Here is a 26,512-nt window from a genome sequence, read left to right as displayed (position 1 = left end):
AATATGAAAAAGAGCTTGACTATAATAATATGCCTGGTCGCATCTTGGGGGTTCAGCAGCTGTAAAAAATTCCTGGACGTAAAGCCTAAATCCGTTATTTCGGAAGATCAGCTGTTCGCTTCTGAAATTGGTTTCCAACAGGCGCTTACCGGCGTATATTCCCAGCTGGCCAGCCGGGCGTTATATGGCGATAACCTGTCAATGGGATTTGTATCGGCACTGGCACAAAACTACGCAGTGTCCGGAGCCGGCGCCCCATTTGTTCAAACACGGGCATTGAACTTTGCATCTGCAGAGGTAATTGGATATACCAACAATATCTGGGATACGGCATATGCTGCCATCGCCGGTGTAAACAAGATCATTGTCAACACTGAAAAAAGAAAGGATGTTCTCTCTGCCAGCAGCTATGCGCTTATACGGGGAGAGGCGCTTGCACTCAGGGCATTCCTTCACTTTGAAGTATTGCGGATGTTTGGTCCTGAGTATACCGCAGGCGCAGCGATTAAGGCCATCCCCTATAAAACCACTGCTGACCAATACGCAAAAATACCTTCCATTACATCAGAAGTAGTGACACTGGCGCTCGCAGATCTTAGCGAGGCAGCAGATCTGATGAAAGATGCTGATCCCATTTTAACAGGTTCACAGAACAGGCGTATCAGGATGAATTATTTTGCTGTAAAGGCCCTGGAGGCAAGGATCCGTATTTACGCAGGAGACAAACAGGGAGCTTTCCAGGCGGCTTCCGTGGTGGTGACCTCCGGTAAATTCCCGTTTGTAACCCCTTATGCCGCTTCATCCACTGCAGGTTACCGGGATCGTCTTTATATTGATGAAGAGATATTTTGTATCCGTGTGCGCAATATAAAGAACTGGGCAGAACAACAATATTTCCGCTTTAACGGAAGCGCCAACATAAAGCTGACAAGAAGTGCCGCCAACTTTAATACACTTTATGAAACTGCAGCAGGCGGGGCCACTGATTTCAGATTTCTTTACCGTATTGAACAGGACGGAGGCGTCCCCTTTCCTTCTAAATTCTGGCAGACATATCAGTTTAATACACTGGATTCAAACAGATTGGATCAGCATGTACCCGCCATTCGTTTATCTGAAATGTACTATATCATGGCAGAAGCGGCTGTAACACCGGAAGAAGGCGCCGGATATCTGAATGAAGTGCGGAGAAACAGGGCGCTGCCTGAGCTTCAGGCGGGTACCATTACCCCGCAAACACTGGAGAAAGAAATCACTAAAGAATATCAGAAAGAGTTTTACGCGGAAGGGCAGCTATTCTTTTACTATAAACGGAAAAAGGTAACCAAAATGCTGTTTATGACTGCTGAGATTCCGCTTAGTAAGTATGCGCTTCCTATACCCGCGTCTGAACTGGAATTTAATCCTAACTACAACTGATAAATCCTGTTTTTATGAAGTACCTGTTATTTCTCAGCATATTGTTTCTGATGGCAGCCTGTAAAAAGGAGAATGTATCAACCTATAAAGGTCCCGACGGGATTACATTTTATGTAGATGAGTATGAAGTAGACAGCCTCAATTATTCTTTTGCGTATTCCCCGGTTCCCAAAAACAGGGATACCGTTTTTCTTAAAATGCGTGTGGTAGGTGCGGCAGCTGACTATCCCCGGGTTATTTCCGTAACAGCGGGCGCGGGGTCAACGGCCAGGCAGGGTAAAGACTATGAGCTACCGGAAATTACGTTGCCGGCCGGCGCTTTAACGGTGCTGTATCCTGTGGTACTGTTGAATTCACCGGAGATGACTACCACCACTTTCCGGCTTGTTGCCCAGGTTGCACCGGGTAAAGATTTCCAGGTAGGCGCTACAGGGCGTGAGATCGGAGGAACAACCAGCCTCGAAAAAATTATCATTGACGTGAGTAACAAGATCATTAAACCTTCTTATTGGGACGACGTGGAGAGTGCATTCGGAGCATTCAGTGAGCGTAAGTTCAGGTTTATGGTGCAGGTTACCGGCCTTTCTGATTTTTCTTACGATGCAATCGGCGTGGATGGTTACTACAATTTGCCGGTTAAATTACAAAATGCCCTTGCTGAATATGAAGCCGTCAATGGGCCAATGATAGATGAATCCGGTAACGAGGTCACCTTTTAGTTCAACTCAAAATTAAATTCATGCGTAATTATATATTCAGAGCATTCCTCGCAATATTGGCGCTGGCCTGGGCTTCCTGTCAGAAGGATAATCAGCGGTTTGTCTATGATAAACTAAATACGGTTTCGATCAAAACAGCTGATTCTTCATTTGTGATAACACAACTGGATACACTCAGTATTCAAACACAACTGACAGAGTCCATGCCTTCAGGAGATAGTTATACTTATGAGTGGAAAGCCTATATGGTAGGGGAAGATGCCGTGATATTATCTGATAAGAAGGACCTGAAAGTGGCAGTTAAACTGTCACCAGGGTCATATGACCTGATATATACTGTAACAAGTGTGAAGACAGGTATATCTTCTTTTATGTTGTATCCGCTTACTGTAAACGGAGCATTTTATGAGGGGTGGCTGGTGGCTGCAAACCAGGACGGGAAGGCGCGGTTGTCTTTTATCCGGGCAAACGATTCCGTGTTTTTTTCTCCGGCGGAAGATGTGAACAAGACCACTTACCCTGGAAAGGCCGTGGGGGTCAGTGCCGGTATTACCAGTATTTATGCAAATCTTGCGCTGGTGATGTTTTTTACCGACCAGGGTGTTTACAGGTTTAATGCCGACGATTTTATTCAGAATGGTACTACAGCAGATATTTTTCCGGAGCCGAAGCAATTTACTGCTTCATGCGCGTATGCCATGAATAAAATACCTTACGATCAGTATATTGTTGCTGACGGAGGACTGTATGCCGGCATCGGACCTGTGTTTTATCCACAGGATGTGTTGAAGCCTTATTCTGAAAGATTAACAGGTGATTATACCCTTTTCCCGGTTGTGATAAACTCCGCCACTTCTGTCACTTTATTCTATGATAATAAGTACAGGCGATTTATGTCTGTTCCGTTGGGCGGCAGAATGTTAAGTCCTGTATCTGCGACTCCGGGTGCTGGTTTCAATATGGCTGATGTTGGAAAGAAGATGATTGGCTGGAGCTATGGAACGCAGTCTGTCATTTCATCTGATGAAATCTACTTTATTATGCAGGATGATGCCGGTATCCGTTACCTGTACTCGCTTAACGGGGCAACCCCGGCATTAAACCAGCAGATCGGCAATAGTCCGGATATAGAGAAAGCTACTGCTTTTGCTGCTTCCGGTGTTGTAAAGCATCTTTATTATGCCGCAGATAATAAAATTTATCTCTATGATATACTGGCGAATTCTTCGAAAATGGTATACACGTTTCCCGATGGCGTAAAAATAAAAGACCTGAAAATGTTGTCCCTTACCAGTAAGAGAATTGTGGTGGCAACTAACACAGGAACCGCGGGGGAAGTATATTATTTCGACCTGGATAACCTGGGAGATATTATCAATCACACCTATGTTAAGAAGTTCACCGGGTTTGGTGAGATTATAAATCTCAGTTATAGATCAGCTAACTGAGATAAGCAATAATTTTTTATTTACTATTATTTACCAGAAGTATGAACAGCAATAGACTATTTTTTTTCCTTGGTTTAATATTATTTTCTCTGACCGTATCCGGACAGCAGGTGAAGAATGCACAGTATACCTTAACCGGTAATATTGAAGGCCTGGTGAGTAAGGCCGGGTATGCTAAAGGGAAGAACTTTACAGCAGGATATATTTACCTTTCAGGAATAGTGCGTAACGGCGCCTACACAACGGATTCCGCCAAACTAACTGATGGCCGTTTTGTTTTCACGGGAAATGTTGATGAACCTTCCATGGCCTATATTTTCTGTATGCCCGGAGAGCGTAATTCCCCTGTCATCCTGGCGATGTTTCTTGAAAATTCAAATATCTCCGTTACCGGCAAATACAGTTGGGATGAAAATTCAGTAAAGGATCCGCAAATAAAAGGATCTGCAGTACAGGATGAATATACCGGGTTATTTGAAAATGCGAACAACATTTCAGGAAGAACTGAAATAAGAAAGCAATATGAAATAGCCATGAAAAAAAATGATACAGCGAAACTTGCCGCCCTCGAAAAGGAAGGAGCAACAGCGATGGAAAAGTATACTGATTATATGAGAGCATACACAAGTACACATCCTGCCAGTTTTGTTAATCTGTACCTTTTAAGTGACTACATACCCCGCGAAGAAAGTGGGCTGACGGGACTGGAGAATGAATTGAAGCAGTTCGATAAACAACTTCAATCATCTTTCATGGCAAAAAATATTATCAGTGCAATAGCTGATCAAAGAAAGCGGTTACAAATAGGGCCCGGTAAGCAGGCCATTGAGTTCAATCAACCCGGTGTTGATGGCAAGATCGTTAAACTGTCCGATTATGCCGGCAAATATGTACTATTGGATTTCTGGGCGTCCTGGTGTGGCCCCTGCCGTGCTGAAAATCCTAATGTGCTCAAAGCTTATAACACTTTTAATAAAAAAGGCCTTGAAATATTATCCGTATCATTGGATGAGAACCGCGCAGCGTGGTTGAAGGCGGTGAAGGCAGACAAGTTACCCTGGTTACAGGTTTCCGATTTGAAGGGCTGGAAGAATGAAGCCGGGAGCAAATATATGATCCAGTCAATTCCGGAAAATTTCCTGATTGACCCCAGTGGAAAAATTATTGCTAAGAGTTTACGTGGGGAGCAGTTATATAAAGAGTTGGAGAAGATTTTTAATTGAAAATGATATAAAAAATACCTGTGAGAAAAGAACTTTTCTCACAGGTAATCATCCGCACATCAGAACACCTTATTCAAAGCAACGTATTTCAAAAATTGCTGCCGGCGTGCTGGCCGAAGGATGCGTGGTTTTGATGGTAAGGCTTGAAGTGACAATGGCGTCGGGAAAATCAATCTCGTTCCTTGTCTGGTAGTTATCCTTTTTTTCATACACCTTGCGACCATTTTCATCAAAGATGGCATAGTTGCGGACGCAAAACGGCATCACATTTTCCGGGTGCGACATCAGCACAGATTCCATCGGGTGATCAAAGTCTGTATCAAAGGAAAGGATCAATTTTTTAATATGCTTGGGCGCTTTCCAGGTCAGGGTCAGCGTAGGATCTGTGTCATTAGGATCGGCCACCCACGCATTGGGTTGTGTGGTAGGCCTTGCAAAGCCATTGCCTATATTGGCAGGGCCAAATGACTGCAAAGGGGTGTCAAACCGGAGCGCAATATTTTGTCCTGCCGGTCTGCGCTGGGCGCACCAAAACTCAAAGCTGTCTATGCCGATGCCGTCAGGCGCCTCCTGTTTGCCATAATTGGAGACAGCGGGATTAACCGTATTAAAAACAGACAGGATACCGGTGATTCTTTTATCTGACCTGCTGATCTTTACCAGCGGGTTTTTGTGAAGCATAATAAATACATACTGCGTTTGTTCAACAGTAGCACCGGATATCAGCTGTATACAATTCCTGCCGGGCTGAATGGCGAACTCAAAAGCAGCAATGGAAGTATCCGGCGTATAACTGCCTGTGCGGGAGCAGGTTCTTATTTCAGCATGCAGGGTAGTTGTTTCATCGCTGTACGCATGCAGCTGAAAGGCCGGCAGTTTTCCTGCGTTTACCGGAATCATTTGCGCTACGGAAACATCAAGCGGTAGCGGCGCCCTATCTTCTTCCAGTCCCGAAAGCAACAGTTCACTGCTGGCTGTAATAGCTGCCTGTTGTACAATATCCTCTTCATCTTTTGACAGCACACCCGGAATATATTGTCCGCTGCGCAGCAGTAATTGCTGCAGTTTCGGAATGCTGCCATTATTATAGAGGGAAGCAGGCGTGCATCCCAGCGAGGTACAAAGCACTGCCGCCATGGCCGATGCCTGCGAAACATATGCGCTGGTGGCCATTACGCGGCTTGAGCCAAATGCCACGTGCGATGCGCTGATAATACGGCCTGCCAGCAAAAGGTTGTGGATATTCCTGGAATAAAGACTGCGGAAAGGTATCTGGTAAATGCCTTTGCTGTGCCACTGGTTGCAACCAGGTCCGGAAGTGTAAATACCGTCCGAGGGATGGAGGTCGAGGCTCCAGCCACCAAAAGCTACGGCATCATCATGCAGGCGTTGTTCTACAACATCCTGCTGTTTTAAAATATAATCGCCTTCAAATCTGCGGCTCTCTCTCTTGCCGGGGATCATGCCTACCCATTCGAGGGTTAAAGTGTCTGCTTCCGGAAAATTGCCTGAGTTCTTGATGTAGTTCCATACGCCATATACTATTTTCCAGAGCTCCCATTTTATTTTCTCTGTGTCGTGTACGGTATCCATACGTCCGCCGTATTCGATCCACCATAGTTTACAGCCGTACTCCTGCGAGTTAAAGCTCCGGAACCTGGGTATCTGTGTAATATCGTTGAGGGCAAAGGAGGGAGGAATAAAGTTTACGGGTTTGCCGGTGTCTTTTGAATAAAAATAAAGCGAATGGCCAAGTAGTTCGCCATAGGTTTTTGTTGGTGCAAACAGTTCATTAAATTCTTCTTTAGGCTCTGCGCCCATCCTGAATGCCGCACCGGAGAGGAAACCAACTACACCATCGCCGGAGGCATCGCAGAACAGCGGCGCCATTAAATTGTATTCCGTTTGATTCTGACTACAATAAGCTTTTAATGAGGAGATAGTTGTACTGTCCTGTTTCTCTACATGATAAACAGCAGTATTCAGCAACAATGTTATATTGGGTTCACTGGTTACTTTGTCGAGTAATATCGCATCCAGGATCACCGGGTTACCTTCCGGGTTCCGGTACAGGTTTTCCACCAGTATTTCGTCTACAATGCCGCCTTCCCTTGCCCAGCGATTGTTGTTGCCCATGTGAGAGGTGGCCCCCAGGATCCATAAACGGATTTCACTACTTGCATTACCACCCAGCACGCTCCTGTCCTGTACAAGCACTACTTGCAGCCCATGCCTTGCAGCGGTAACAGCACAACAAACACCGGACAGTCCGCCGCCCGTTACGATCAGATCGGCCTTTAGTTTTACAAGTGGGAATGTACGTTTATCCGCGCTTTCTGATCTTATCATTATTTAAGGGTTTTTTGGATGATGGTAAAACCGCCTGGTTTTATCAGCGCAACATCGGCTGTTTCCCCGGCCAAGTCAACATTAAGCACCACGCTCTCGCCGGGATGCAGGGTTTTTACAGGTATATAGGTTCCGTTACATTTTAACTGGTAACCTTTCATTGTGTATGAGGGGAAATCTTTTCTTGCAGTAATACGGATGCCTGCCCGCCCCGCGGTTTTATTAACAAGCTCAATGGTTGCCGGAGAAAATTCTTCCTGCCACGCCGTGTACATGCCCCGCAGCGTCCTGTCTGGCGCTACCAGCCCCCATGGCCGGTATCCGTTTGCATTGGTGCCGGGGAAGCGGCTGAAATAATCATTGAAGGTCCACACGGAGGCACCTATTAAATAATCACATTGCCGGAAATCCTGCATCGCTTTTTTGAGATAGGCAATCCGCTCTTCTTCAGATCCAACGGCATCTGTTCTTACGCCAAATTCACTCACATAAACAGGTTTTGAAGGATACAGCGCATGTATATGCTGCAGCACTTTTAAATGATTACCATAAATATTTGCGCTCACAAAGTCAACGTATTGCGATGCTTCATCTTCGGGTTTCCTGATATCCTCACGTCCCAGGAGCATAGTGGCGAAGGTGATAAGGCGTGAGTCATCCAGTGATTTTACATAACTGCTCATATCACGTACCCAGGCTTTGCCTTCTTCCGTTTGTGACTGGAATTCGTTGCCAACACTATAAGCGATGACGCTGGGATGATTCCAGTCGCGCTCCATCATTTCCCTCATCTGTGACCGGAACTTATTGCGCATCAGGGGATCGTTCATTTGTTTGGGTGTCATTTGCCAGTTGCCCGCTTCTACAATAATGAGAAGGCCGTGTTTGTCCGCCCATTCCAGCATGGTTTCCGGTACCGGGTAGTGACTAATACGGGAAAGCTCCATACCACCGCTTTTGATCATCGTCAGGTCCTTTTCCAGTACTTCGTTGGGATCCATGGAGCCATAGCCGGGATAATCCAGCGGCCTGTTACACCCGCCCATTTTTATGGGTTCACCATTTAACAGCAGTTTTGTGCCACTCACTTCTATTTTCCGGATGCCAAATGTTGTTTCAACGGTATCCTTACCGGAAACAATGGCTGCACTATACAATGCAGGGGCGTCGGGGCTCCATAAAGCCACTTCCGATGCGGGCAGGGTGGCGGTCATCTCCACCGAAACAACGCTGTCCGGTTCCACCTTTACCTGCTGCGGCTTAAAACGGATACTGCTTTTTGCACCATTACGATAAACACCGGCATTCACTGCGGAGGTAATGGCGGTTGCACTGTTGTTCCTGATAAATGCTTTTATCCTGATAGTTGCATCTCCCTTATTCAGATCAGGGATGGCAATGATTTTACTGTTGCTGATATATGTAGCAGGCCGTGTAACAAGATGTACCGGCCTGGTAATGCCGCCGTAATTGATCCATGGATAAAACTGGCGGTGATTGGCGGCTGAATAGGGAACAGGGGTTTTAGCGCCGGGAATGGTGGTGGTATCCCAGGAATTATCCACTTGTACTGCCAGCGTATTCCTGCTCTTAAGCAAGGCTGTGATGTCAAACTCAAACGGCGTATAGCCGCCTTCGTGGGTACCCACCAGTGTGCCGTTCAGCCATATTTTTGTTTTATAGAAAACGGCGTCAAATTTCAGGAACACGTGATTGTCGCCCGGTGCAGCGGCTTCAAATTGCTTAAAATACCATGCCGTGCCGGTGTAAAAGAAGTACCGGGTATCTGTAGAAAAACAATGCGGCACTTTTACTTTATCAAAGCTGCCGGTTGCAAATGATGTATCCTGCCAGCGTTCTTTTTCCCCCACTTTTATGGGGTCCGCGGCAAACTTCCATTCACTGTTTAAGCTGTTATCAGTACGGCGTTGTCCAAAGAGTAAGAATGGAATGACCAGTAACAAACAAAATAATATTCCTTTCATGTTTACTTTTTTCCTTTAAGTGCAACCTGTTTTGCAACTGCTGCTCCGATGTTATTTAATGCGGTTTGATTATAGTGTATCTCATCTTTCATCCATCCTTTTTCTTTAAAGCTGTCTGTTTGAGGGTACACAATGAATACATGCTTCATTTTTCGGGCAACATTTTCCTGTGCCTTACGTACGATATCAAAACCCTTAGCCGGATGGTTGAGGTAATGGCCGGTTTGTATCATATAGAAGTTGACCTGGTTACCAAGCGCCGCTTTGAATTGATTGATCAGCCATGTCAGCTGTTGCTCATATTCATCCGGAGAAAGCTGTTGTGCATTAATGGCATTGGCATCCCGTTCTCCCTGGCTCCATAATATTCCGGTAACCGGTAAGCCTGTTTTGCGGGCAGCAGCCCTGGCCTTTACAATGGCGCTGTCGAACAAAGGCAGTCTGCCCCTGTTATCCCAGGTGCCGTAATTATTTAATTCCGCTTTATAGTGGCAGGAGCTTCCGCCCCTTGCCGCCGGCACAATCACCACCTGGCTTCCTGTGAGGTCGTGGTAGGCTTTTGCGAAAGCCGGCCAGGCGCTGCCGCTGTTAGCTTTTTCAAACTGTAGTTCACGATGCCCGGCAGGATCTTTTAAAGCAAGCAGGGTATCTCCCGAGAACCGATATTCAAAAGCAGTTCCGGCGGTGCAGTGTACCGAAGCGGTGCTGTCTCCCTGGCCAACGGCATTACTTTGGCCGGCAGCCAGGAATAGCGTTTTATGCTGTGCCCATGCAGGCTGTAAAGTAAGAAAACAAACAGCGGTTATTATCCATCTCATTTCCAATCAGGATTTTGTTCGAGTTTCGGGTTCGCATTGATCTCATCCAGCGGGATGGGAAAGTAACGGTTTTTTGCCTGTGGTGTCCGGACAGGGAATACATTATTTACAGCTTTTGGAATTACCTGTAAAAAAGTATTGGTCCTGGTCAGGTCATACCAGCGGTCGCCTTCTCCAAAGAGTTCCCAGCTGCGTTCCTGCAATACAGAATCAACAAACGGCGCCTTGCCCAGTCCGGTTGTTAAACCAGGAAGGCCGGCCCTGCTCCTGACGGTATTAATATAGCCATATGCCTCACTGGACGGACCGTTTTGCTGTGCCGATGCTTCTGCAGCAATCAGGTAAACATCTGCGAGGCGCAGAATAGGGATGTTAACGGCCCCATTTCCACCAATAGAGTTAGGGTCCATATATTTTTTAACCAGTACGCCTTGTGGCGTGATAGGTGTAATATCTTTCTGTGCCACTACCTTTCCCTGCCTGTTGATATAATTGGTGTCCAGCAACAACCGCCTGCGGTCTGCCGGGTTAAATGAGTTAAAGAAAGACTGGTAGGCAAATGCAGAGCCAAAAGTGGAGGCAGCATATTGCGGCCCGTCGCTGTTCTTAGGGCCAAACAAGCTGATAATCTGTGTAGAAATACCCGGCGAAGTGCTTTCACATTCAAGCGCCCACATGTTTTCCTGCCTGGCGGCGTCCTCCTTGGTAACGTTATAAACATCCAACACGTCTGGCATCAGGTTGTATTTGCCGGAATTCAGCACCTGCTTTGCTTTATCCAGTGCGGTTGGCCAGTCCTGTGCATACAACGCTGTTTTTGCGTACAGTGCCAGCGCTACTTCTTTTGAAGGCCTGCCTTTCTGGATACTGGCAGAATAGGAAGGCAGTTTGGCAACGGCCTGCTCAAGGTCCTGGTATATCTGTTTAAAGACATCGGCCTGCATGGTTTTGCCAATGATAGCAGTATCAATATTAGTGCTGGGTGTTGTTTTAACCACTATATCACGAAAGTTCTTGGTAAGCATCCATAAATAAAAGGCGCGCATATAATATGCTTCTCCCAGAATAACTGATCTTCTTGCCGTATCCATATTGGTGTCGGGTACGCGCAGCAAAACCCAGTTTGCTTTTTCAATACCCTGATAGCAGGATTGCCAGATTTGCTGAGGAGATTCAAACTGCCTGTTAAAACTTTTTTGAGTAGTATAGTTTGGATCATAACTGAAAAGCGTGTAGGTATCCCTGCCTACTACGGGCCGGGGATAGATCTGGTCTGCGCTGAAGTCTGATGCCCCGGTGCCGGCGGTGCCATATATACCGCCAAGTGGCCCATAAACTGCTGTCAACGCTGCTTCTGCATCTGATGCCGTCTTATAGAAGTTATCAGTAAAAATGGAAGAGTAAGGGCTTTCTGTGAGCTTATTGCAGGATGTTTGCACAAGCATCAGTAATAAACCGGCAAGCAGGAATTGTATATTCTTCTTTGTTTGCATAAGTATCATTTTTTTAGAGACCAACCTGTAAGCCAACGATGAAAGACTTTGCCATGGGATAAACGAGATTGTCAACCCCGATCTGTGTGTTTGAACCGCCAAAGGAATTTACTTCGGGATCATAGCCACTATAGTTGGTGATGGTGAAAAGATTGTTGCAGCTAACATACAGCCTTGCGTTGGTGATATATTTTACAGCAGGAAGTTTATAACCAAGGGTGATATTTTTCATGCGTATATAGGAGCCATCTTCTACAAAACGGTCCGATACCGGTATTCTGCCTCCCTGGAAGCCGCTCGCATATTCATTGCCGGGGTTTGTGGGCGACCACCGGTCCACCATGCCCGACAACACATTTCTTCCCCCCAAACCGTTTTCAAACGTATAGCGGCTGAGGTTAAAGATCTTGTTGCCCTGCACGCCTGAAAGAAAGAACGACAGGTCGAAGTGGCCATAGCTGAAGTTGGAAGAAAATCCGAAAATATAGGAAGGGTTTGCATCGCCGGTGATCCTTTGATCCGCCCCGGTAATTTGCCCGTCTTTGTCCAGATCCGCTACTTTTACACCGCCTGTTCTGCTCCCGCTGCCTGGTATCACGGTTTCGCCGGTTTGATAAATGCCGTTAAATACATAGGTTTTGAAGATGCCAAGGGGCTGCCCTACCTTGAGCACACTGTAGGGACTCAGCACGTATTCATTTGTACCACCCTCCAGGCTTAAAAGCTGGTTGCGGTTTACAGAAACATTTGCATTGACGTTCCATTTGAATTTCCCGGTAAACAGCCTGGCATCGGCGGCAATTTCCACACCTTTGTTCCGGATGCTGGCAAAGTTGCCGGTGATGGCGTTATACCCCGAAGAAAGTGGTAAGTTCTTCACAAACAGCAGGTCCTTTGTTTCCTTATTATAATAATCCACCACAATGGTCAGCCTGTCCTGGAATAGCCCGATGTCAAGACCCGCATTGGCCTGGGTTGATTTCTCCCACCGCAGGTCAGCATTGGGAATACCTGTTGGGCTGATACCTACTGTATAGATATGATTGAACTGGTAATTACTTCCGGAATTTTCAAGTGACAATGACTGGTAGGGTGCAATGGCTCCGGCGTTTCCTGTACGGCCGTAGCTGGCCCTTAATTTCAGATCGCTGAACAAATGGCTGTTTTTCAGGAAAGGTTCTTCAATGATCCGCCAGGCGCCGGCTATGGCCGGGAAGAAACCCCATTTGTGGTTTTCTCCGAACTTGGAGGCGCCGTCATAACGGGCAGTGATGTCGAGGAAGTATTTATTGGCATAGCCATAGTTGATACGTCCCATGTACGAATTGAGTGCTTCTTTGGTACGGCTGCTGAGTACTGTTCTGTTTACCGCCAGCTGAACGGCTTCATTGCTGGTGGCATCATTCGGAAAGCCGTTTGCATTGATGATATTGTCGTTATATAAATTACTTTGAATCGCATACACACCCGTGAACTTGAGCGAATGATCTCCAAAGAGGCGATTATAGGTAAGAATGCTTTCATGCAACCAGTTGGTAGTATTGATGTTTCCTTTGGAAGCAACACCTGAATTGGCATTAACTTCCGCTTTACCAAGAATACTAAGGGGTGAATAATAATCGTTCAGCGTGCTGCCAATATCTGCATTGAAGGAGGCCCGGTAGCTTAACCCGTCGATGATCTGAGCCTCCGCATATACATTGGAGAGCGTGCGTTTAATGGTATTGCGGTTAAGGATATTCGTCAGCCCAACCGGGTTGGCAATTTCCCGGTAACGGCTATTGAACTGGTCTGCAAAAGGATAAAGGCTGCCGTCTTCCCGGTATGGCACCAGGGTAGGAGGTGCGCCAAGGGTGGCGCCTATAATACTTTGGGTTACAAGTGCCCCGTCAATATTATTTATACCCGTTGGAATGTTATTGTTGATGGTGTAGCTGCTAACCAGGCTTGTACCCACTTTAAAGCGTTTGCTGATATTATGATCCAGCGTTGCCCTTAAAGAATAGCGCTTGAAATCCGAAGAAATAATAATACCTTCCTGATTGAAGAAGTTGCCGGATAAAGAGAACTGTGTTTTCTCCGAACCACCGCTTACGGATGCCTGGTAGTTTTGTATGCCGGCCTTGCGGTAAACGACATCCTGCCAGTCGGTTCCTTTTCCCAGGGAAGACGGGTCGGTGTATATCGGGGAATTATAAACGTCATTTTCAAGTTGAGCAAACTGTGTTGCGTTGAGCATTGAGAGTTCTTTGGTAATGTTTTGTACGCCCTGGTAAACATCCAGCTGCACCCGCGTAACGCCGCTCTTCCCGCGTTTGGTGCTGATGAGCACTACGCCGTTGGCGCCCCTGGCGCCGTAAATCGCAGTGGAGGATGCATCTTTTAATATTTCCACCGATTCAATATCATTTGGATTGATGGTGGATAAAGGGCTTACATCATTTACGCCGCCGCTGTTGGAGATCTGGATACCGTCAACAATATAGAGTGGCTCAGAGGAGCCGTTGATGGAATTGGTACCGCGTATACGTACGCTGATATTACCTCCCGGGGCCGCATTATTTTGTGTAATTTGTACGCCAGGTACCCGGGCAGCCAGGCCCTGGGCCACATTCGTAACAGGTGTTTGCGTAATATCCGCCGCTTTAACGGATGCGATGGACCCTGTAGATGCCGCTTTGCGTTGAGTGCCATAGCCAACCACCACTACATCGCTTAGTTTACTAATATCAGGTTTTAAGATCACTGTCAGGTATGACTGGCCGCGGACTGCAATAGCGGTATTTACATACCCCTGGAACGAAACGGTAATGGTGGCGTTGGAGGTTACCTCTTTTAATGTAAACGTGCCGGTGCTGCTGGTGGCCGTTCCTTTTGATGTACCTTTTACCGCAACAGTGGCGCCCGGCAATGCCTGCCCATTCTCATCCGCTACCTTGCCTGAAACGGTTGGCAAAACGGATTGGGCATTTGTTGGCAGCGCAAAAAGGGAAAAAGGTACAAGCAGCAGGATCCTGAAAAGATCCCGTGATTTAAACAAGGAGCTTGTTTTTTTCATAACGTAAGCGTCTTTAACTTTTATAAAACATTAGTCATAAGTGGTAAAGCAATGTTAGAGAAGAATATTAAACAATGAAAGAATTTCCAGCTTCCGGGAAAACAGAATCTACCGGGAACGATACCGCAAACGATACCGGTAGTCACGGAGTAACGGGAGCGTGGCAGACAAACGGGCAAAAGCACTTTATTTAGTACGACCAATTTAAAATTCTTCTGTTTTAATGATAAAATGTATCCGGTGCAGTCAAGTACACACGATCACAAAATCTGGTATTGTAAGAGGGAAACAGCGCTATTATTGTAAGGATTGTAATATCTATTTCACACTTCCCGGGGAAAATTCTGTGGATATGCGGCAGCTTAAAAAGCACATGACCACGATCGTTGACATTGCCAAAGCGCTGAACATATCCAAGTCTACGGTATCCAGGGCACTGCATGAACATGGGGATATCAATCCGCAAACAAAAGCAGCGGTATTAGAAATGGCCAGGCAGCTTGATTATCAGCCCAACCTGCTGGCTCAAAGTCTTGTAAAAAGTAAAAGCAACACCATTGGTATTATCGTACCTGAGTTCCTGACGTATTTTTTTCCTACCATTATCATGGGCGCACAACAGGTTGCTGCGGAGGCGGGCTATAACGTTATCATTTGCCAGTCGCAGGAATCATATAAAACAGAGGTAGCCAATGCCAATGTACTACTGGCAAACCGGGTTGATGGCGTGTTGATTTCCATGACAAGGGAAACCAAAAAATTCGACCATTTTAAGGCATTTGAGCGGCATGGCATTCCCGTGGTTTTCTTTAACCGGATCTGCGATGAGATGAATACCTCCAAGGTGCTTGTTAATGATTACGAGGGAGCGCTTAAAGCCGTGGAGCATCTTATTAAAAACGGCTATCGCAATATTGCACATATAGGCGGTCCGCCTGCATTACTGATAACGCATAACCGGCTAAGAGGATACCGGGATGCACTGGAAAAATATCACCTGCCCTTTAAAGAAGAATTGGTTGTCCATTGCAATCTCTCAAAAAAAGATGCCATCCATTGCGCTGAAAAGTTACTGAACCTGAAACAGCGGCCGGATGCTGTTTTTTGTGTGAACGATCCGGTAGCCATTCAACTGATGCTGGTTGCCAAAAAACGGAAAATAGATATCCCCTCCGAGCTTGGCATTGTTGGTTTCAGTAACGATCCTATATCAGAAGTGATTGAACCGGCGCTCACCACCGTTCAGCAGCCGGTAGCAGATATCGGCAGGTCGGCAGCAGCTATATTGCTGGACACTATAAAAAAGGGAGAAGACTACTCACCAGTGCTGAAATCGTTGAAAACAACGTTGATTGTAAGGGAATCGTCGAAGAGACTCCCGCAATAACATCAACAAAAAAATTATCCGGCAATATCCGTGAATTTGTATTTTGGGTGCAGTAAATAACGCTGGTGCCGTGAATTGTTCCGGCATCCTTCAGTGTTTATAGTGCAACCCACCACGTTATACAATTTTATGAAAGCTATGCTACGAGCCATTATACACACCGGTATATTCCTTATGGCCTTATTGGGTTTGCTAACTGCAGAAGCCATGCATCCTGTCACCGCAACAGACAGCCTGCGGCAGAAAATACTTGCACTAAAAATACCAGGGTTAACTATCACGGATATTCAATACATCAATGAGGACCCTTACCAGCCGGTTGGTTCAACAACAACATTTACCCGGTTGCCGGCATTTTGCCTCGTTGCAATAACACTTAAACCAACACCTGTATCCAATATAAGAATTCAACTGTGGATGCCCCGCAATAGCTGGAACGGCAGGTTTTTAGGGACGGGCAATGGCGGAGGTGGCGGCACCATTATTTATGACAGGCTGGCCAACGGAATAAAAAAGGGCTTTGCAACGGCTAATACAGACATGGGTACCTCACCTGGCGTGGATTCCGCTGTTAATCACCCGGAACGATGGGCGGATTTCGGTTATCGTTCTACTCATTTGATGACGGTTGTTTCCAAACAGATAGTAGAAGCATATTATGGTAAGGCGCCGCATCATACCTACTTTGTGGGCTGTTCAACTGGTGGGCAGCAGGCATTGATGGAGGCGCAGCGGTATCCCGGCGATTATAACGGCATCATTGCAGGAGCGCCGGCAAATAACCGCACGCATTTACATACCGGGTTCCTGTTAAACTATAATGCCATCAATGAAACTCCGGGAAACAGGTATTCACCGGCGGACCTGGCGTATATTACAAAAACGATTGTTTCCGCATATGCCGGTAAGGATGGCGGGGCGCCATCCGACAGCTTCCTTACTGATCCGAGACTTGCCAGATTCGATCCTGGTGAGCTTTTTAAACGCGGAAGAAAGGAGGAAGTCCCACGCCTGACCGAAGCGCAGTTGACCGCCTTAAAAAAAATATATCAGGGCCCGGTGAATCCACGTACAAGGGAGCAGATCTATGCTGCGCCCCCTCCCGGAACTGAAAGCTCCGGAGGCGGACTGGAACTTCAGCAAACCGCAAAAGGAGCTGCGAGCCTGTTGTATCCTTACCGCTGGGCGCTGGGCGCTGATTTTGATTACCGCAGCTTTGATTTTGATAAACACCAGGCGGTGGTAGACTCCATGCTCGCTCCGGTGCTTAACGCCAACAATCCGGATCTGGGCAACTTTAAAAAAGCCGGTGGTAAACTTATTATGTATACCGGAACAGCAGATGCCCTTGTTCCCTATCCGGATGCAATTAACTACTATGAGCGGGTTATACATCTGCAGGGAAGTTTGAAAAAAACGCAGCATTTTTTCAGGTATTTTTTGATACCGGGTATGGGACATTGTGGTGGCGGACCAGGCATCAATGATTTCGGACAAAATCTCCGGACCGCTGTAAAACAGGACAGTGAACACGATATTTTGCTGGCGCTGGTGAAGTGGGTGGAAGAAGGGGTGGCTCCGGCTAAAATTATTGCCGCTGCTTTGGGTTGTTGCGGCGCCGATTCATCATTCAGGTTTCAACGACCGGTTTATCCTTATCCTCAATTTCCTGAATATACCGGAGGAGATCCGGGAGATCCTTCCAGCTACAAAGCCGTGGAGCATCAAAGAGGCGGAGTAGTAATGCCGGCTGAGAAGTATCTCAAATAAGTCTGTTAACACAATCAGGTTTCCGGACAAAAAAAGGGCCGGGAAAAATTTATATCTCCCGGCCTTCCTAAAATTATTTTCTGTCCAACACCGAACGGATCATCAGTTCCAGTGTCCGCTCATTACTTCCGTCTATCCGGAAATCTGTAAACACCAGCTGTCCCTTTTGATCGATGAGAAAATTAGTAGGCTCTCCGCGTACTTTGTATACCTTGGCGGCCCAATCGTCGGTAGCCCGCAGCGGGATAAAGGAATACCCTGTTCCTTTCATGAACGGCAACACATAATCATCCTGGTCCGGTGAAACATTGATACCGATGTAAGCTACTTCCTGTCCTTTAAACTTATCCATCACATTCTGGAAATGAGGGAACTCGCCGCGGCAGGGTCCACAGCCAGGAAACCAGAAGGTGAGCAGTACTACTTTCCCTTTGTAATCTTCCAGGGAAGCAGTTCCGGATGAAGTATACAACCCGAGATTAAAAGGAGGAGCGGGTTTAATCGTCTGCTCTTTTATCTGCCATATGTCTTTATCGATCTGTTGCGGATCCTTTCCCTGCGCCTTTCCGTACACTTCCAGTTCACTCCGTACATCATCTGTTGGGTCCTTTGCATAAATGGCAGCCAGTGCATTGTAAGCATCCTTTGTATTTCCCATACCATGTTCCGCCCTGGCTTTCAGCAGGGTAATGAAAGTCTGCTGCCTTCCATAACGCGGCGATTTCAATCCTGCCAGCAGGTCGGCTGCTTCTCTGAATTGCTGCTGCTGCAAATACGTATTGGTTGCAATAATTTTTCCAGCCAGTGTATCTTTTGTGCCCCAGCCCTCCTGGCCCTTCAACGCGGCAGCTAATGCAGCGGCTTTCCGGGCATCTGTTTTCAGGTAGATGCTAAACAGGTCTTCCATTCCTCCGGCCGACCAGCTGAATTTTGCAGGCGGGTATGCGGCGCGGAGCTGCTCATATACTTTTATTTTTTCCGCTGTATCCCGGCTCCGGGCGCCGAGCCAGTATAAACCCTGGGCGCCGCGTTCATTTTGTGGAAAACGTTTGGCCAGATCATACAACATGGTGCGCCACTTTTGCCCGTCAACATGCTCAAAATCCATGGCATAATAAAAAGCATAGCCGGGATCCGAAGGGTCAGCTGCCGATGCCTTCCCCATGTATTCCCGCGATCCATCCTGATCGCCCCAGCGATCTGCATCAATAGACAGGTCCTTCCACGCCGCGGCCAGTTTGGGATTCAGCTCTACTGCCTTTAACAGGTAGGGTTTGGCCTTCGGGCTTTCCACATCGGCATAAGCCTCTCCGATAGCGAAAGGCACCGTTGCCGACTTCGGAAATCGTTTTGCCCATTGTGCATATTGGTCTTTCAGTAACGATACAACGGAATCGCCGTTGCGGAAAGATGCGTTGGGAATGCTTTTGCGGAATACTTCAATAAACTGGCGATGCGCCCCCAGGCTATCAGGATACTTTGTTATCACCGCTTTTAATTTATCTGCACTCATGGTTGCCTGTTGCGCCGCAACAGGCGTGGCCGCCAGTCCTGAAAGCAGTAAGGCTATGCTGGTAGTCATCATTTTTCTGCAATTCATATAGAAGTGTTTTTAGTATTTGTTTTGTTCAATTAAACCATTACTTGAAATAATCTCAGTTTGTGGGAGAGGTGCTGCAAAACGTCTTCCGTTTTTAGGCAGTGTATAAGTCTGGAGAGGTTGTCCTGTTTGCACCTGTGCATTGGTGTAAGGATAAAAAGTTCTGCTCAGTATTACATCATCGGTTGGGTCGTCATTGTTATTCAACCGCCGGATGTCAAACCAGCGTTGAGTAAAAGGCATTTCACGCCTGCGTTCTTCCAGGATTATTTTTATAGCGGCATCTTTAGCGACAGCTGTTAGATTTACCCAGGGACCGGGTTTCATGCGTTTAGCGCGCAGGGTGTTCACGGCGGTCAGCGCTTCGCCGATGCTGCCGGTCCGTGCCAGGCATTCGGCTTTGATCAGCAGCATCTCGGCAACGGTAGGTCCCGAAGGTATTCTGTCTTTAAAAAAGAAAATATACCCGGGATAGCTATATGCCGGTTTGATCAAACCCCGGTCGTAAGAATAATTTTCTACGATATGATATTCATAGCGAAGGTCATGATCATGATCGTACAGATCCAGTAATGCCTTGCTGGGCATATACCACCACGATTCATGGTTCAGCATCCTGAAATACAGGAATTCCTTCCAGCCTATCATATCGGTCATGTCGGACTGGTTGTTATGCGTGTACGGGTATTTAATAGTCACGGTTTGTGCGCTGGGGGTACCCGCATTGATCGTTATATTTCCGTCGATACCATATCTCATTTCTGTATTATAATCCACCAGCCGGCTGTATTCTGCCAATGCTGCATCGGCGTGCTTTAACGCTTCTGCATAATTGTTCCGGTTTAAGTAATAGCGTGCTGCAAAGCCATTTACCCCTGCTTTGCTGGCCCGCCAATGGCGGGGCGTTCCGCTCGCCGACAAGGATACAGGCGTTTTCAGCGCTTCCGCCAGGTCTGATTCAATCAACTCATATACTTTCTCCAATGGTTGTCTGGCCACGGGTTCTTCAAAACTGGTACTCAGTTTTATAGGTAAACCGGCTTCCTGTTTATTGGCATCTGTGTAAGGCAGGCAATAAGTATTGGCCAGCAGCCAGTAGCTGTAAGCTCTGATGAAATGTGCATCCGCTTTTATCACTGCTTTCTCTTCATCTGTGCCGGTTACTTTATCCACGTAAGAAAGCGCCAGGTTTGCGTTAAAGATTTTACTGAATTCACCACTCCAGAATGATTCCCGGCCATCATCCGGCAGGTTATTGATATCCCACAGCGTAAACTCTACCTGTGCCATGGAAAAGGTGGACGGGCGGGCGTTATACACATCCAGTGGAAGATCCGCATCATCGGTGCTGTAAATAGCAGTCCTGTTCCCTTCCCTGTAAAAGGTGACATAATTATTCAGGAGCGCATTTAGATGGGCAGTAGTGGTAACTACCAGCGACGATGTTTTGGATGGCGGCTCATCCAGGTATTTATCACAGGAGGTAATGAAAGTCAGCATAGCCATAGCCGGCAACAAGCGGTATATTTTATTGATAAACATGATGGCAGATTTAAAGCGTTAATTTAAGTCCGAACGTAAATTTGGGCTGCGGCTTCATCCCACCCAGCGGGTATTCCGGATCTTCCCCGGAGCTGTTGGCCAGGATGGTAAAAAGATCGTTACCCTGTGCATATAACTGCAGCCCGCCAATGTGCATCGCGGATGCTAACCTGTTTTTCAGGTGATACGTAATATTCAGTTCCTGCATGCGGATATGCGAAGCGTTTTCCGCCAGGTAATTCATGTAAGGATAAAACCGGTCCCAGAAATAAAATCTGGGTTCATTATCATTCTGGGGCAGCGGTACTATCTTCATAGGATCGCCATTCATTACTTCACCCAGCTTCTTGTTAGGCAATACCCTCGATCCCCAGAGCACGGGATAGTTAAACGACATCCGGTTAAACACATGACCGAATTTACCGGTAACGATAAACGATACATCAAAGTCATACACTTTGAACGAGTTGATCCAACCCAGTGTATAAGGCGCCACCAATGTTCCCATATCCTGCATGTAATTCCGGCCATCGCCAGGAGTCCAGCCGGTAAAATTGTACATATCTTTTCCTGCACCCTTTACGTAGGGTTGTTTATCATACACCCCGGCATACTGAAAACTCCAGAGCGTATTGGCATCTTTCCCTTCTACATAAGCGCCGCTGCCACCGGAAAAGAGAGAATAGGCAGCATAGTTGGCAACAAACAACTTTGTGATTTTATTTTTATTATAGGCAAAGTTCACATCTCCTCTCCATACAATATCATTGCCTTTTATAGGAACGGTGGTACCAATAGTGAGTTCTATTCCGCGGTTAGTCATCTCTGCATTGTTCAGTTTCTGGGAAGTGGTACCGTTTACTGCAGGAATGGACAATATGGCAATCAGATCCCTTCCACTTTTATTGTAAACATCTACCTTACCATGCAGCAGGTTGTTGAAAAGCGTATAGTCAACCCCGAAGTTCCACATACCTGTTTTTTCCCAGCGAAGCGTAGGATTGCCATAGCTGGAAACGGATGCTTTAAAGTCCTGGGTATAAAGATCCGGTATTGCCGTGGTGGAGATCAATGGACGGAAGGCGGTGGATTTATCCACGTTGCCGTTAAAGCCGTAGGTCACCCGCACATTCAGCCAGTCGATCCAGGAAATGCCGGCCATAAAGCGTTCCTTTTGTAATTGCCACGCCGCACCGGCAGACCAGAAAGGAGCATAGCGGTACTGCGGATCATCGGTAATCAGGTTGGAAGCGTCTGTACGGTAGCTGCCGGACAGGGTGTATTTGTTTTTGAAAGTATAGGCGCCATTGGCATAAAAAGAAAAGTATCTTTCTGTTGCATAGGAAAAAGTATTGGAGTAGGCGAATGACTGGTTGTCGCCCATCCAGTCTTTAATTGGTGCAAAAGTGCCTCCCGGTCCGTTAGGAAACGTGCCCAGGGTAAGGGTTTGGTCATTATAACCATAGGTGGTCGGATTGCCAAAAGTTTGTGTAACGAAACTGGTTACTTCGGAACCGGCGATCACATTTACTTCATGCTGTTTTCCGAACCCGCGGTTGAAGTTAACCTGGTTACGGAAATTATAGGACTCTCCCTTGCTCCGGCTCTGCGTTAGTATGCTGCCCTTTGGCAGGTTCAGGGTAATGGCGCCGGTCGACTGGTCCCAGCTGGCAGCCGTGTTGACTGTGTTTCTTACATAAAAAGTTTTGTCGTTGTATAAGCCGCGGTCAAACGTGTTAAACAACTCATACTGGATCTTGCTATCGAAAGACAGTCCTTTCATTAACCGGAACGTTAGTCCTGCCTGTATGCGGGCATTTAACTGTTTGGAAGTGATATCGCGGTTGGCTACCTCCTGGATCGGATTATAGGTCCAGTCGGCATAAGGAAATTTATTCATCGGTACAGACCGGGTGAGTATAGGCCAGTAGTATTGGCTGATATTGGTATAGGAGCCATCTGTGTTAAGCAGCATATCGTATGGCGATAATCCCTGTATGTCGGCCAGTGATACACCGTTGTTATGCGCATCGTTGTACTGAACCATGGCGGAGGCATTGAAGTCCAGCCATTTAAATACATTGGCATTGGTGCGGTAATTAAACATGTAGTTGTTTCCGCTGGTACCTTTAAAGTTCGACTGCTTTTTCCCGAACATCAGCGACAATACATTGCTCATTCGCTGGGAGCCGCCATAAAGCGTAAGGTTGTACTGCTGATCCGATGGATTTGCCAGCAGGTGCTTGGAGATCTGGGAACGGTTGTCCTGTGTTTTCAGTTTCGTCAGTGCAGCGTCGCGATCGGCATCCGACAGGTAGCCGAGATAATTTTCGCTTAGGGCAACCGTTGCCTGTGACCATTGCATCCAATAGTTGGAAGCAAGATCGCCGGAGTTAACCTGGGCGCCCCACCGGTTAAAAGTGAGTTTCTCGTAATCCACAGTTTCAGCAGACGATGCCAGCGGATTTACATAATCCAGGTCTACTTTACTGCCCACACGGGTAAACGCCGATAACTCCACCCGGAGCGGAATGCCGCGGGCAGATTTTTTACTGGTAACGACAATTACCCCGTTGGCGGAACGCGCACCCCAGATGGAAGCCGCTGCCGCATCTTTCAGGATAGTGATGCTTTCTATATCATTAGGGTTAATGGAATTGAAATCTCCCTGAACAGGGAAGCCATCTACTACTACCAGCGGGGTGGCATTAGCATATAAGCTGGTTTTTCCCCTGATCTCAAAGGTAGGGTTCCCGTCAACATCCAGTTTTGCCTGCATGCCGGCAGTGGTACCAATAAGGCGCTGGGCAATATTAACAGCGGGTTTGTCGAGCTGTGATTTACTGATCACGTCAAATGAACCCGTGGCGCGTTCCTTTGAGATGGTTTGATAGCCTGTTGATACCACCGCCACTGCATCCAGCTGGTTGGTTTTTGTTTTTAATACGATGGTGAGAAATTTTTTGCCGTCCGGTTTTATTTTCCTGGTTTCAAAACCTACGCTGCCCACCATTAATATCGCGTCTTCATCTACGCCTGTCAGCGCAAATTCCCCGTTCTCATCGGTGACAGTGCCCATCGCTTTCCCTTCCACACGCACGCTCACACCGGGCAGGGCTTTCCCGTTTTCGTCCGTAATACGGCCGCGGATAGTAGTGGCCACTAACACCTGCAGCGGAATCGATGGAAACATATTATTCGGCATATGCCTGATAATAATAAGGTGATCTTCTATCCGGTAGGTATAGGGCAGTCCCTTAAAGCAGGCATCCAGCGCCTCTTTCATGGTAACGTTCTTCAGTTGAAGATGACGCACCATATTATTCTCCAGCAAAGTATTATCAGCGATAAAAGAATAACCGGTCTGATTTTTTATTTCACTGAGAATATTTTTTATGGTCAGATGCTCCTGTTTGATAGTAATGTACTGAGAGTAGGTAGTAGCGCTCAGATGCAGTGCGATGGCGAGTAATAATATAGTCAGCCGCATGATCTTCCAGATTAAAAGAGACAATAATGCTCCCCTGCCCACAGGGGCGTTCCCATTAACAATAAGTTTCATAAATTTGGTTTGTTTGGCGGTACTTTAAAAACGAGGTCCTTTAAGCAGATTTGGTTGATAAGGTACCCTGAATATCACGCCGGAGGTGAGTCGTAATCACTTCCGGCTTTTATTTTCAGGCATACCGGTGGCTTACAACTATCCTGTTGTCATATAAATTGGTTTTTGGTTGATAAATAAATTCTACTTAGCGGAAACGATTAGTGTCCGGTTCTCCAGGCGCGCGTTAACGCCGTAAACAGTTAATGCCTTTAATACATCAGATAAATATACATTCCGGTCAATCATACCGATAAAGCCGGTTTCCGGCAATGTTCCCTCGACTTTTATATCTACATTATACCATCGTGCAATTTTCCTTAACAGCGCTTGCAGGTTGTTACTTTCCAGGGAAAGCTGTCCGTTTATCCAGGCCATAGCATCGGCCGGATTCTCCACTTCACTCACGGTTACCTGCTCTTGCCCCGCGCTGGCCTGTGCCTGTTCTCCGGGCTTCATCAGTGTTCCGTTGATGCGTATTAAGCCCTCTATCAGGGTCGTTTTCATGACCGGCTCGTCGGCATAGGCATTGACGTTAAACGCCGTACCAATATCTTCAATCACGTATTTGCCCGTGCGCACTTTAAAGGGCTGTTTCTCATTGTGCACTACTTCAAAATATACTTCACCGGTAATATCGACCAGTCGCTCTTTGCCGTTAAAGCTTAGCGGGTAGCGGATAGAGCTCCCTGCATTGAGCCACACGCCACTTCCATCCGGCAACACCATTCTCCATTGTTTACCCTTATCGGTAACAATCTCGTTATACAATTCTTCCTTTGCTGCTCCCTGGTATTTTATCATCCCGTTCTCCTTTACCACTTTCACCTGTCCCTGTACGGCCACGGTGCCATTACCTGCACTGTCCAGTACTATTGTACTGCCGTCAGAAAGATGTAACACGGCTCCGTTACTTCCGGGGGCTATATCCTTTTTTGCGGCCAGCACCGGGGAAGCTTCCTTCAGATATGGCATCCACCAATGCATGCCGGCGCCCGCCAGCAGCACAGCGATAGCGGCTGCGGCGCTCCATACCCATAGCCGTCGCCGGTGCGATACCACCTTCGGTTTTATAAAGGACATCTCTTTTTTCGTTCCGGGCTGATGAATACTTTTCAACAGCGTTGCTTTTATTTCCTCCTGCAACTCCCTGTCGTCCTCCATATTGTCTGACCCGTTATCCAAGTCATCCAGGCTATCCATATAACTTTCAACAAAACGCACTTCAGCCGGACTCGCCTGCCCTGCATGATACTTTTCAAGTATGGATAGTAAATATTTCTGGTGCCAGTCAGAAAGTTGCATAAAACGCCTTTTTAGTATAGTCACAAAAAAGGACACATCTTCCCGGAAAAAAATTATTTTTTTTTCTTTATCAGATAAAAAAGTGCAGGATAGTTAATAAAGTACCAAAACGGGTACGCAGATGACGGAGGGAAAGACTTAAATTATTCTGTATGGTTTTGGTCGAAAGGTTCATTTCAACGGCTATTTCCTTTACCGACAGCTCTTTCAGGAAATATTGTATAAAGATCCGGCGCTGGGTTTCCGGCAATACGTCCGTCCATCCTTCCAGCAGCTTTATAAAATCCTTCTGTTTCAATAGCTGGTCGGCTTCGTAAGGCGAAAACAGCAGGGTTTCGAATAAATCGAAAAAAGCGGGAATCTTATTGCGATTAATATAATTAATAAGCCTGAAACGGACCGCCTGTTCAAGGTAAGCAGGCAGATGGCTGATGGTTAAGGATTCCCGGCGTTTCCAGATGTCCAGGAATACATCATGTACAATTTCTTTTGCCTGCTCTTTATCTGCTTTCTTACGACAGGCAGATCTGTAAAGCTGGTTCCAGTAGCGATCATAAATTTCAGTAAAAGCCGCTTCATCACTGCATTTAAGCAGTGACATCAATTGCTCATCTGTATATATATCATACTGGGACATAAAAAATAGATACGATGGTTGGTGCTATAAAGATAATCTGTTTTCATTCAGATGTTTAAAAGTTTTTTGGAGGGAGGGGAGATGATAGTGTAATCACCTGGTCGTCAACGCTGGCATAAGAAGATCACCTTTACTAAGCAGATATTAAATCCTGTCTT

The 26,512-nt window shown here is 46.7% G+C and carries 16 protein-coding genes; 6 read left to right on the top strand and 10 right to left on the bottom strand.

Annotated elements, in window-relative coordinates; translation table 11 throughout:
• The first annotated feature begins 3 nt into the window (after window positions 1–3).
• From ACLHR0_RS02970 to ACLHR0_RS02955, 4 genes are read left to right on the top strand one after another with little or no spacing between them, the layout of a single operon-like run.
• On the top strand, window positions 4–1,419 hold the full coding sequence (locus ACLHR0_RS02970) for a RagB/SusD family nutrient uptake outer membrane protein (protein WP_436484607.1): 1,416 nt from the start codon (window positions 4–6) through the stop codon (window positions 1,417–1,419).
• A 14-nt stretch (window positions 1,420–1,433) separates the two neighbouring features.
• Window positions 1,434–2,138, top strand: coding sequence for a DUF4843 domain-containing protein (locus tag ACLHR0_RS02965; protein WP_429061467.1), 705 nt, complete (start codon window positions 1,434–1,436; stop codon window positions 2,136–2,138).
• Between the two features lie 20 nt (window positions 2,139–2,158).
• The gene (locus tag ACLHR0_RS02960) at window positions 2,159–3,586 is read left to right on the top strand and encodes a PKD-like family lipoprotein (RefSeq protein ID WP_436484605.1); all 1,428 of its coding nucleotides are present in this window, start codon (window positions 2,159–2,161) and stop codon (window positions 3,584–3,586) included.
• A 41-nt stretch (window positions 3,587–3,627) separates the two neighbouring features.
• The gene (locus ACLHR0_RS02955; RefSeq protein ID WP_436484603.1) at window positions 3,628–4,809 is read left to right on the top strand and encodes a redoxin domain-containing protein; all 1,182 of its coding nucleotides are present in this window, start codon (window positions 3,628–3,630) and stop codon (window positions 4,807–4,809) included.
• A gap of 69 nt (window positions 4,810–4,878) precedes the next feature.
• Here the strand turns inward: ACLHR0_RS02955 and ACLHR0_RS02950 are convergent, their stop codons facing one another.
• Genes ACLHR0_RS02950 through ACLHR0_RS02930 form a run of 5 tightly spaced genes read right to left on the bottom strand, consistent with a single transcriptional unit; the run spans window position 4,879 to window position 14,512 of the window.
• Window positions 4,879–7,158: an FAD-dependent oxidoreductase gene (locus ACLHR0_RS02950; RefSeq protein WP_436484601.1), complete on the bottom strand. Its 2,280-nt coding sequence runs from the start codon at window positions 7,156–7,158 to the stop codon at window positions 4,879–4,881.
• Window positions 7,158–9,143 carry a glycoside hydrolase family 2 protein gene (locus ACLHR0_RS02945; RefSeq protein ID WP_436484599.1) on the bottom strand — a complete coding sequence of 662 codons (1,986 nt, stop codon included), beginning with the start codon at window positions 9,141–9,143 and terminating at the stop codon, window positions 7,158–7,160. The genes ACLHR0_RS02950 and ACLHR0_RS02945 overlap by 1 nt, the downstream gene beginning before the upstream one ends.
• 2 nt (window positions 9,144–9,145) lie before the next feature.
• Complete coding sequence (locus ACLHR0_RS02940; protein WP_429045156.1) at window positions 9,146–9,961, bottom strand: sialate O-acetylesterase; 816 nt, start codon at window positions 9,959–9,961, stop codon at window positions 9,146–9,148.
• Window positions 9,958–11,454 carry a RagB/SusD family nutrient uptake outer membrane protein gene (locus tag ACLHR0_RS02935; RefSeq protein WP_429045158.1) on the bottom strand — a complete coding sequence of 499 codons (1,497 nt, stop codon included), beginning with the start codon at window positions 11,452–11,454 and terminating at the stop codon, window positions 9,958–9,960. The genes ACLHR0_RS02940 and ACLHR0_RS02935 overlap by 4 nt, the downstream gene beginning before the upstream one ends.
• Before the next feature lie 13 nt (window positions 11,455–11,467).
• Window positions 11,468–14,512, bottom strand: a complete 3,045-nt coding sequence (locus tag ACLHR0_RS02930) for a SusC/RagA family TonB-linked outer membrane protein (RefSeq protein WP_436484596.1) — start codon at window positions 14,510–14,512, stop codon at window positions 11,468–11,470.
• Window positions 14,513–14,864: 352 nt separating this feature from the next.
• On the opposite strand from ACLHR0_RS02930, the gene ACLHR0_RS02925 reads away from it, so the two are divergent.
• Together ACLHR0_RS02925 and ACLHR0_RS02920 are read left to right on the top strand one after the other, a co-directional pair.
• Window positions 14,865–15,899, top strand: a complete 1,035-nt coding sequence (locus ACLHR0_RS02925; RefSeq protein WP_429045161.1) for a LacI family DNA-binding transcriptional regulator — start codon at window positions 14,865–14,867, stop codon at window positions 15,897–15,899.
• A 138-nt stretch (window positions 15,900–16,037) separates the two neighbouring features.
• Window positions 16,038–17,669, top strand: coding sequence for a tannase/feruloyl esterase family alpha/beta hydrolase (locus tag ACLHR0_RS02920; protein ID WP_436484593.1), 1,632 nt, complete (start codon window positions 16,038–16,040; stop codon window positions 17,667–17,669).
• Window positions 17,670–17,742: 73 nt separating this feature from the next.
• On the opposite strand, the gene ACLHR0_RS02915 is transcribed toward ACLHR0_RS02920, so the two are convergent.
• The 5 genes from ACLHR0_RS02915 to ACLHR0_RS02895 form a co-directional block, all read right to left on the bottom strand.
• Window positions 17,743–19,269, bottom strand: a complete 1,527-nt coding sequence (locus ACLHR0_RS02915) for a redoxin domain-containing protein (RefSeq protein ID WP_436484591.1) — start codon at window positions 19,267–19,269, stop codon at window positions 17,743–17,745.
• A 12-nt stretch (window positions 19,270–19,281) separates the two neighbouring features.
• Entirely contained in the window at window positions 19,282–20,811 is a 1,530-nt protein-coding gene (locus tag ACLHR0_RS02910; protein WP_436484589.1) for a RagB/SusD family nutrient uptake outer membrane protein, read from the bottom strand.
• A 10-nt stretch (window positions 20,812–20,821) separates the two neighbouring features.
• On the bottom strand, window positions 20,822–24,373 hold the full coding sequence (locus ACLHR0_RS02905; RefSeq protein ID WP_436484587.1) for a SusC/RagA family TonB-linked outer membrane protein: 3,552 nt from the start codon (window positions 24,371–24,373) through the stop codon (window positions 20,822–20,824).
• 183 nt (window positions 24,374–24,556) lie between these two features.
• Entirely contained in the window at window positions 24,557–25,717 is a 1,161-nt protein-coding gene (locus tag ACLHR0_RS02900; protein ID WP_436484585.1) for a FecR family protein, read from the bottom strand.
• A 70-nt stretch (window positions 25,718–25,787) separates the two neighbouring features.
• Window positions 25,788–26,354 (bottom strand): RNA polymerase sigma factor, encoded by a 567-nt coding sequence (locus ACLHR0_RS02895; RefSeq protein ID WP_436484583.1) that lies wholly within the window; start codon window positions 26,352–26,354, stop codon window positions 25,788–25,790.
• Window positions 26,355–26,512 lie beyond the last annotated feature (158 nt).

Origin of the sequence: Chitinophaga sp. ARDCPP14, from assembly GCF_051362515.1 — a bacterium.
GTDB lineage: Bacteria > Bacteroidota > Bacteroidia > Chitinophagales > Chitinophagaceae > Chitinophaga.
Note: the sequence above shows the minus strand (reverse complement) of the source record. Positions and strands in the feature narration are given on the sequence as shown.

What these genes read in the sequence shown, in the direction of transcription:
- ACLHR0_RS02970 (WP_436484607.1), top strand. Translation starts at nt 4, where the DNA reads ATGAAAAAGAGCTTGACTATAATAATATGCCTGGTCGCATCTTGGGGG.
- ACLHR0_RS02965 (WP_429061467.1), top strand. Translation starts at nt 1,434, where the DNA reads ATGAAGTACCTGTTATTTCTCAGCATATTGTTTCTGATGGCAGCCTGT.
- ACLHR0_RS02960 (WP_436484605.1), top strand. Translation starts at nt 2,159, where the DNA reads ATGCGTAATTATATATTCAGAGCATTCCTCGCAATATTGGCGCTGGCC.
- ACLHR0_RS02955 (WP_436484603.1), top strand. Translation starts at nt 3,628, where the DNA reads ATGAACAGCAATAGACTATTTTTTTTCCTTGGTTTAATATTATTTTCT.
- ACLHR0_RS02950 (WP_436484601.1), bottom strand. Translation starts at nt 7,158, where the DNA reads ATGATAAGATCAGAAAGCGCGGATAAACGTACATTCCCACTTGTAAAA.
- ACLHR0_RS02945 (WP_436484599.1), bottom strand. Translation starts at nt 9,143, where the DNA reads ATGAAAGGAATATTATTTTGTTTGTTACTGGTCATTCCATTCTTACTC.
- ACLHR0_RS02940 (WP_429045156.1), bottom strand. Translation starts at nt 9,961, where the DNA reads ATGAGATGGATAATAACCGCTGTTTGTTTTCTTACTTTACAGCCTGCA.
- ACLHR0_RS02935 (WP_429045158.1), bottom strand. Translation starts at nt 11,454, where the DNA reads ATGCAAACAAAGAAGAATATACAATTCCTGCTTGCCGGTTTATTACTG.
- ACLHR0_RS02930 (WP_436484596.1), bottom strand. Translation starts at nt 14,512, where the DNA reads ATGAAAAAAACAAGCTCCTTGTTTAAATCACGGGATCTTTTCAGGATC.
- ACLHR0_RS02925 (WP_429045161.1), top strand. Translation starts at nt 14,865, where the DNA reads ATGCGGCAGCTTAAAAAGCACATGACCACGATCGTTGACATTGCCAAA.
- ACLHR0_RS02920 (WP_436484593.1), top strand. Translation starts at nt 16,038, where the DNA reads ATGCTACGAGCCATTATACACACCGGTATATTCCTTATGGCCTTATTG.
- ACLHR0_RS02915 (WP_436484591.1), bottom strand. Translation starts at nt 19,269, where the DNA reads ATGAATTGCAGAAAAATGATGACTACCAGCATAGCCTTACTGCTTTCA.
- ACLHR0_RS02910 (WP_436484589.1), bottom strand. Translation starts at nt 20,811, where the DNA reads ATGTTTATCAATAAAATATACCGCTTGTTGCCGGCTATGGCTATGCTG.
- ACLHR0_RS02905 (WP_436484587.1), bottom strand. Translation starts at nt 24,373, where the DNA reads ATGAAACTTATTGTTAATGGGAACGCCCCTGTGGGCAGGGGAGCATTA.
- ACLHR0_RS02900 (WP_436484585.1), bottom strand. Translation starts at nt 25,717, where the DNA reads ATGCAACTTTCTGACTGGCACCAGAAATATTTACTATCCATACTTGAA.
- ACLHR0_RS02895 (WP_436484583.1), bottom strand. Translation starts at nt 26,354, where the DNA reads ATGTCCCAGTATGATATATATACAGATGAGCAATTGATGTCACTGCTT.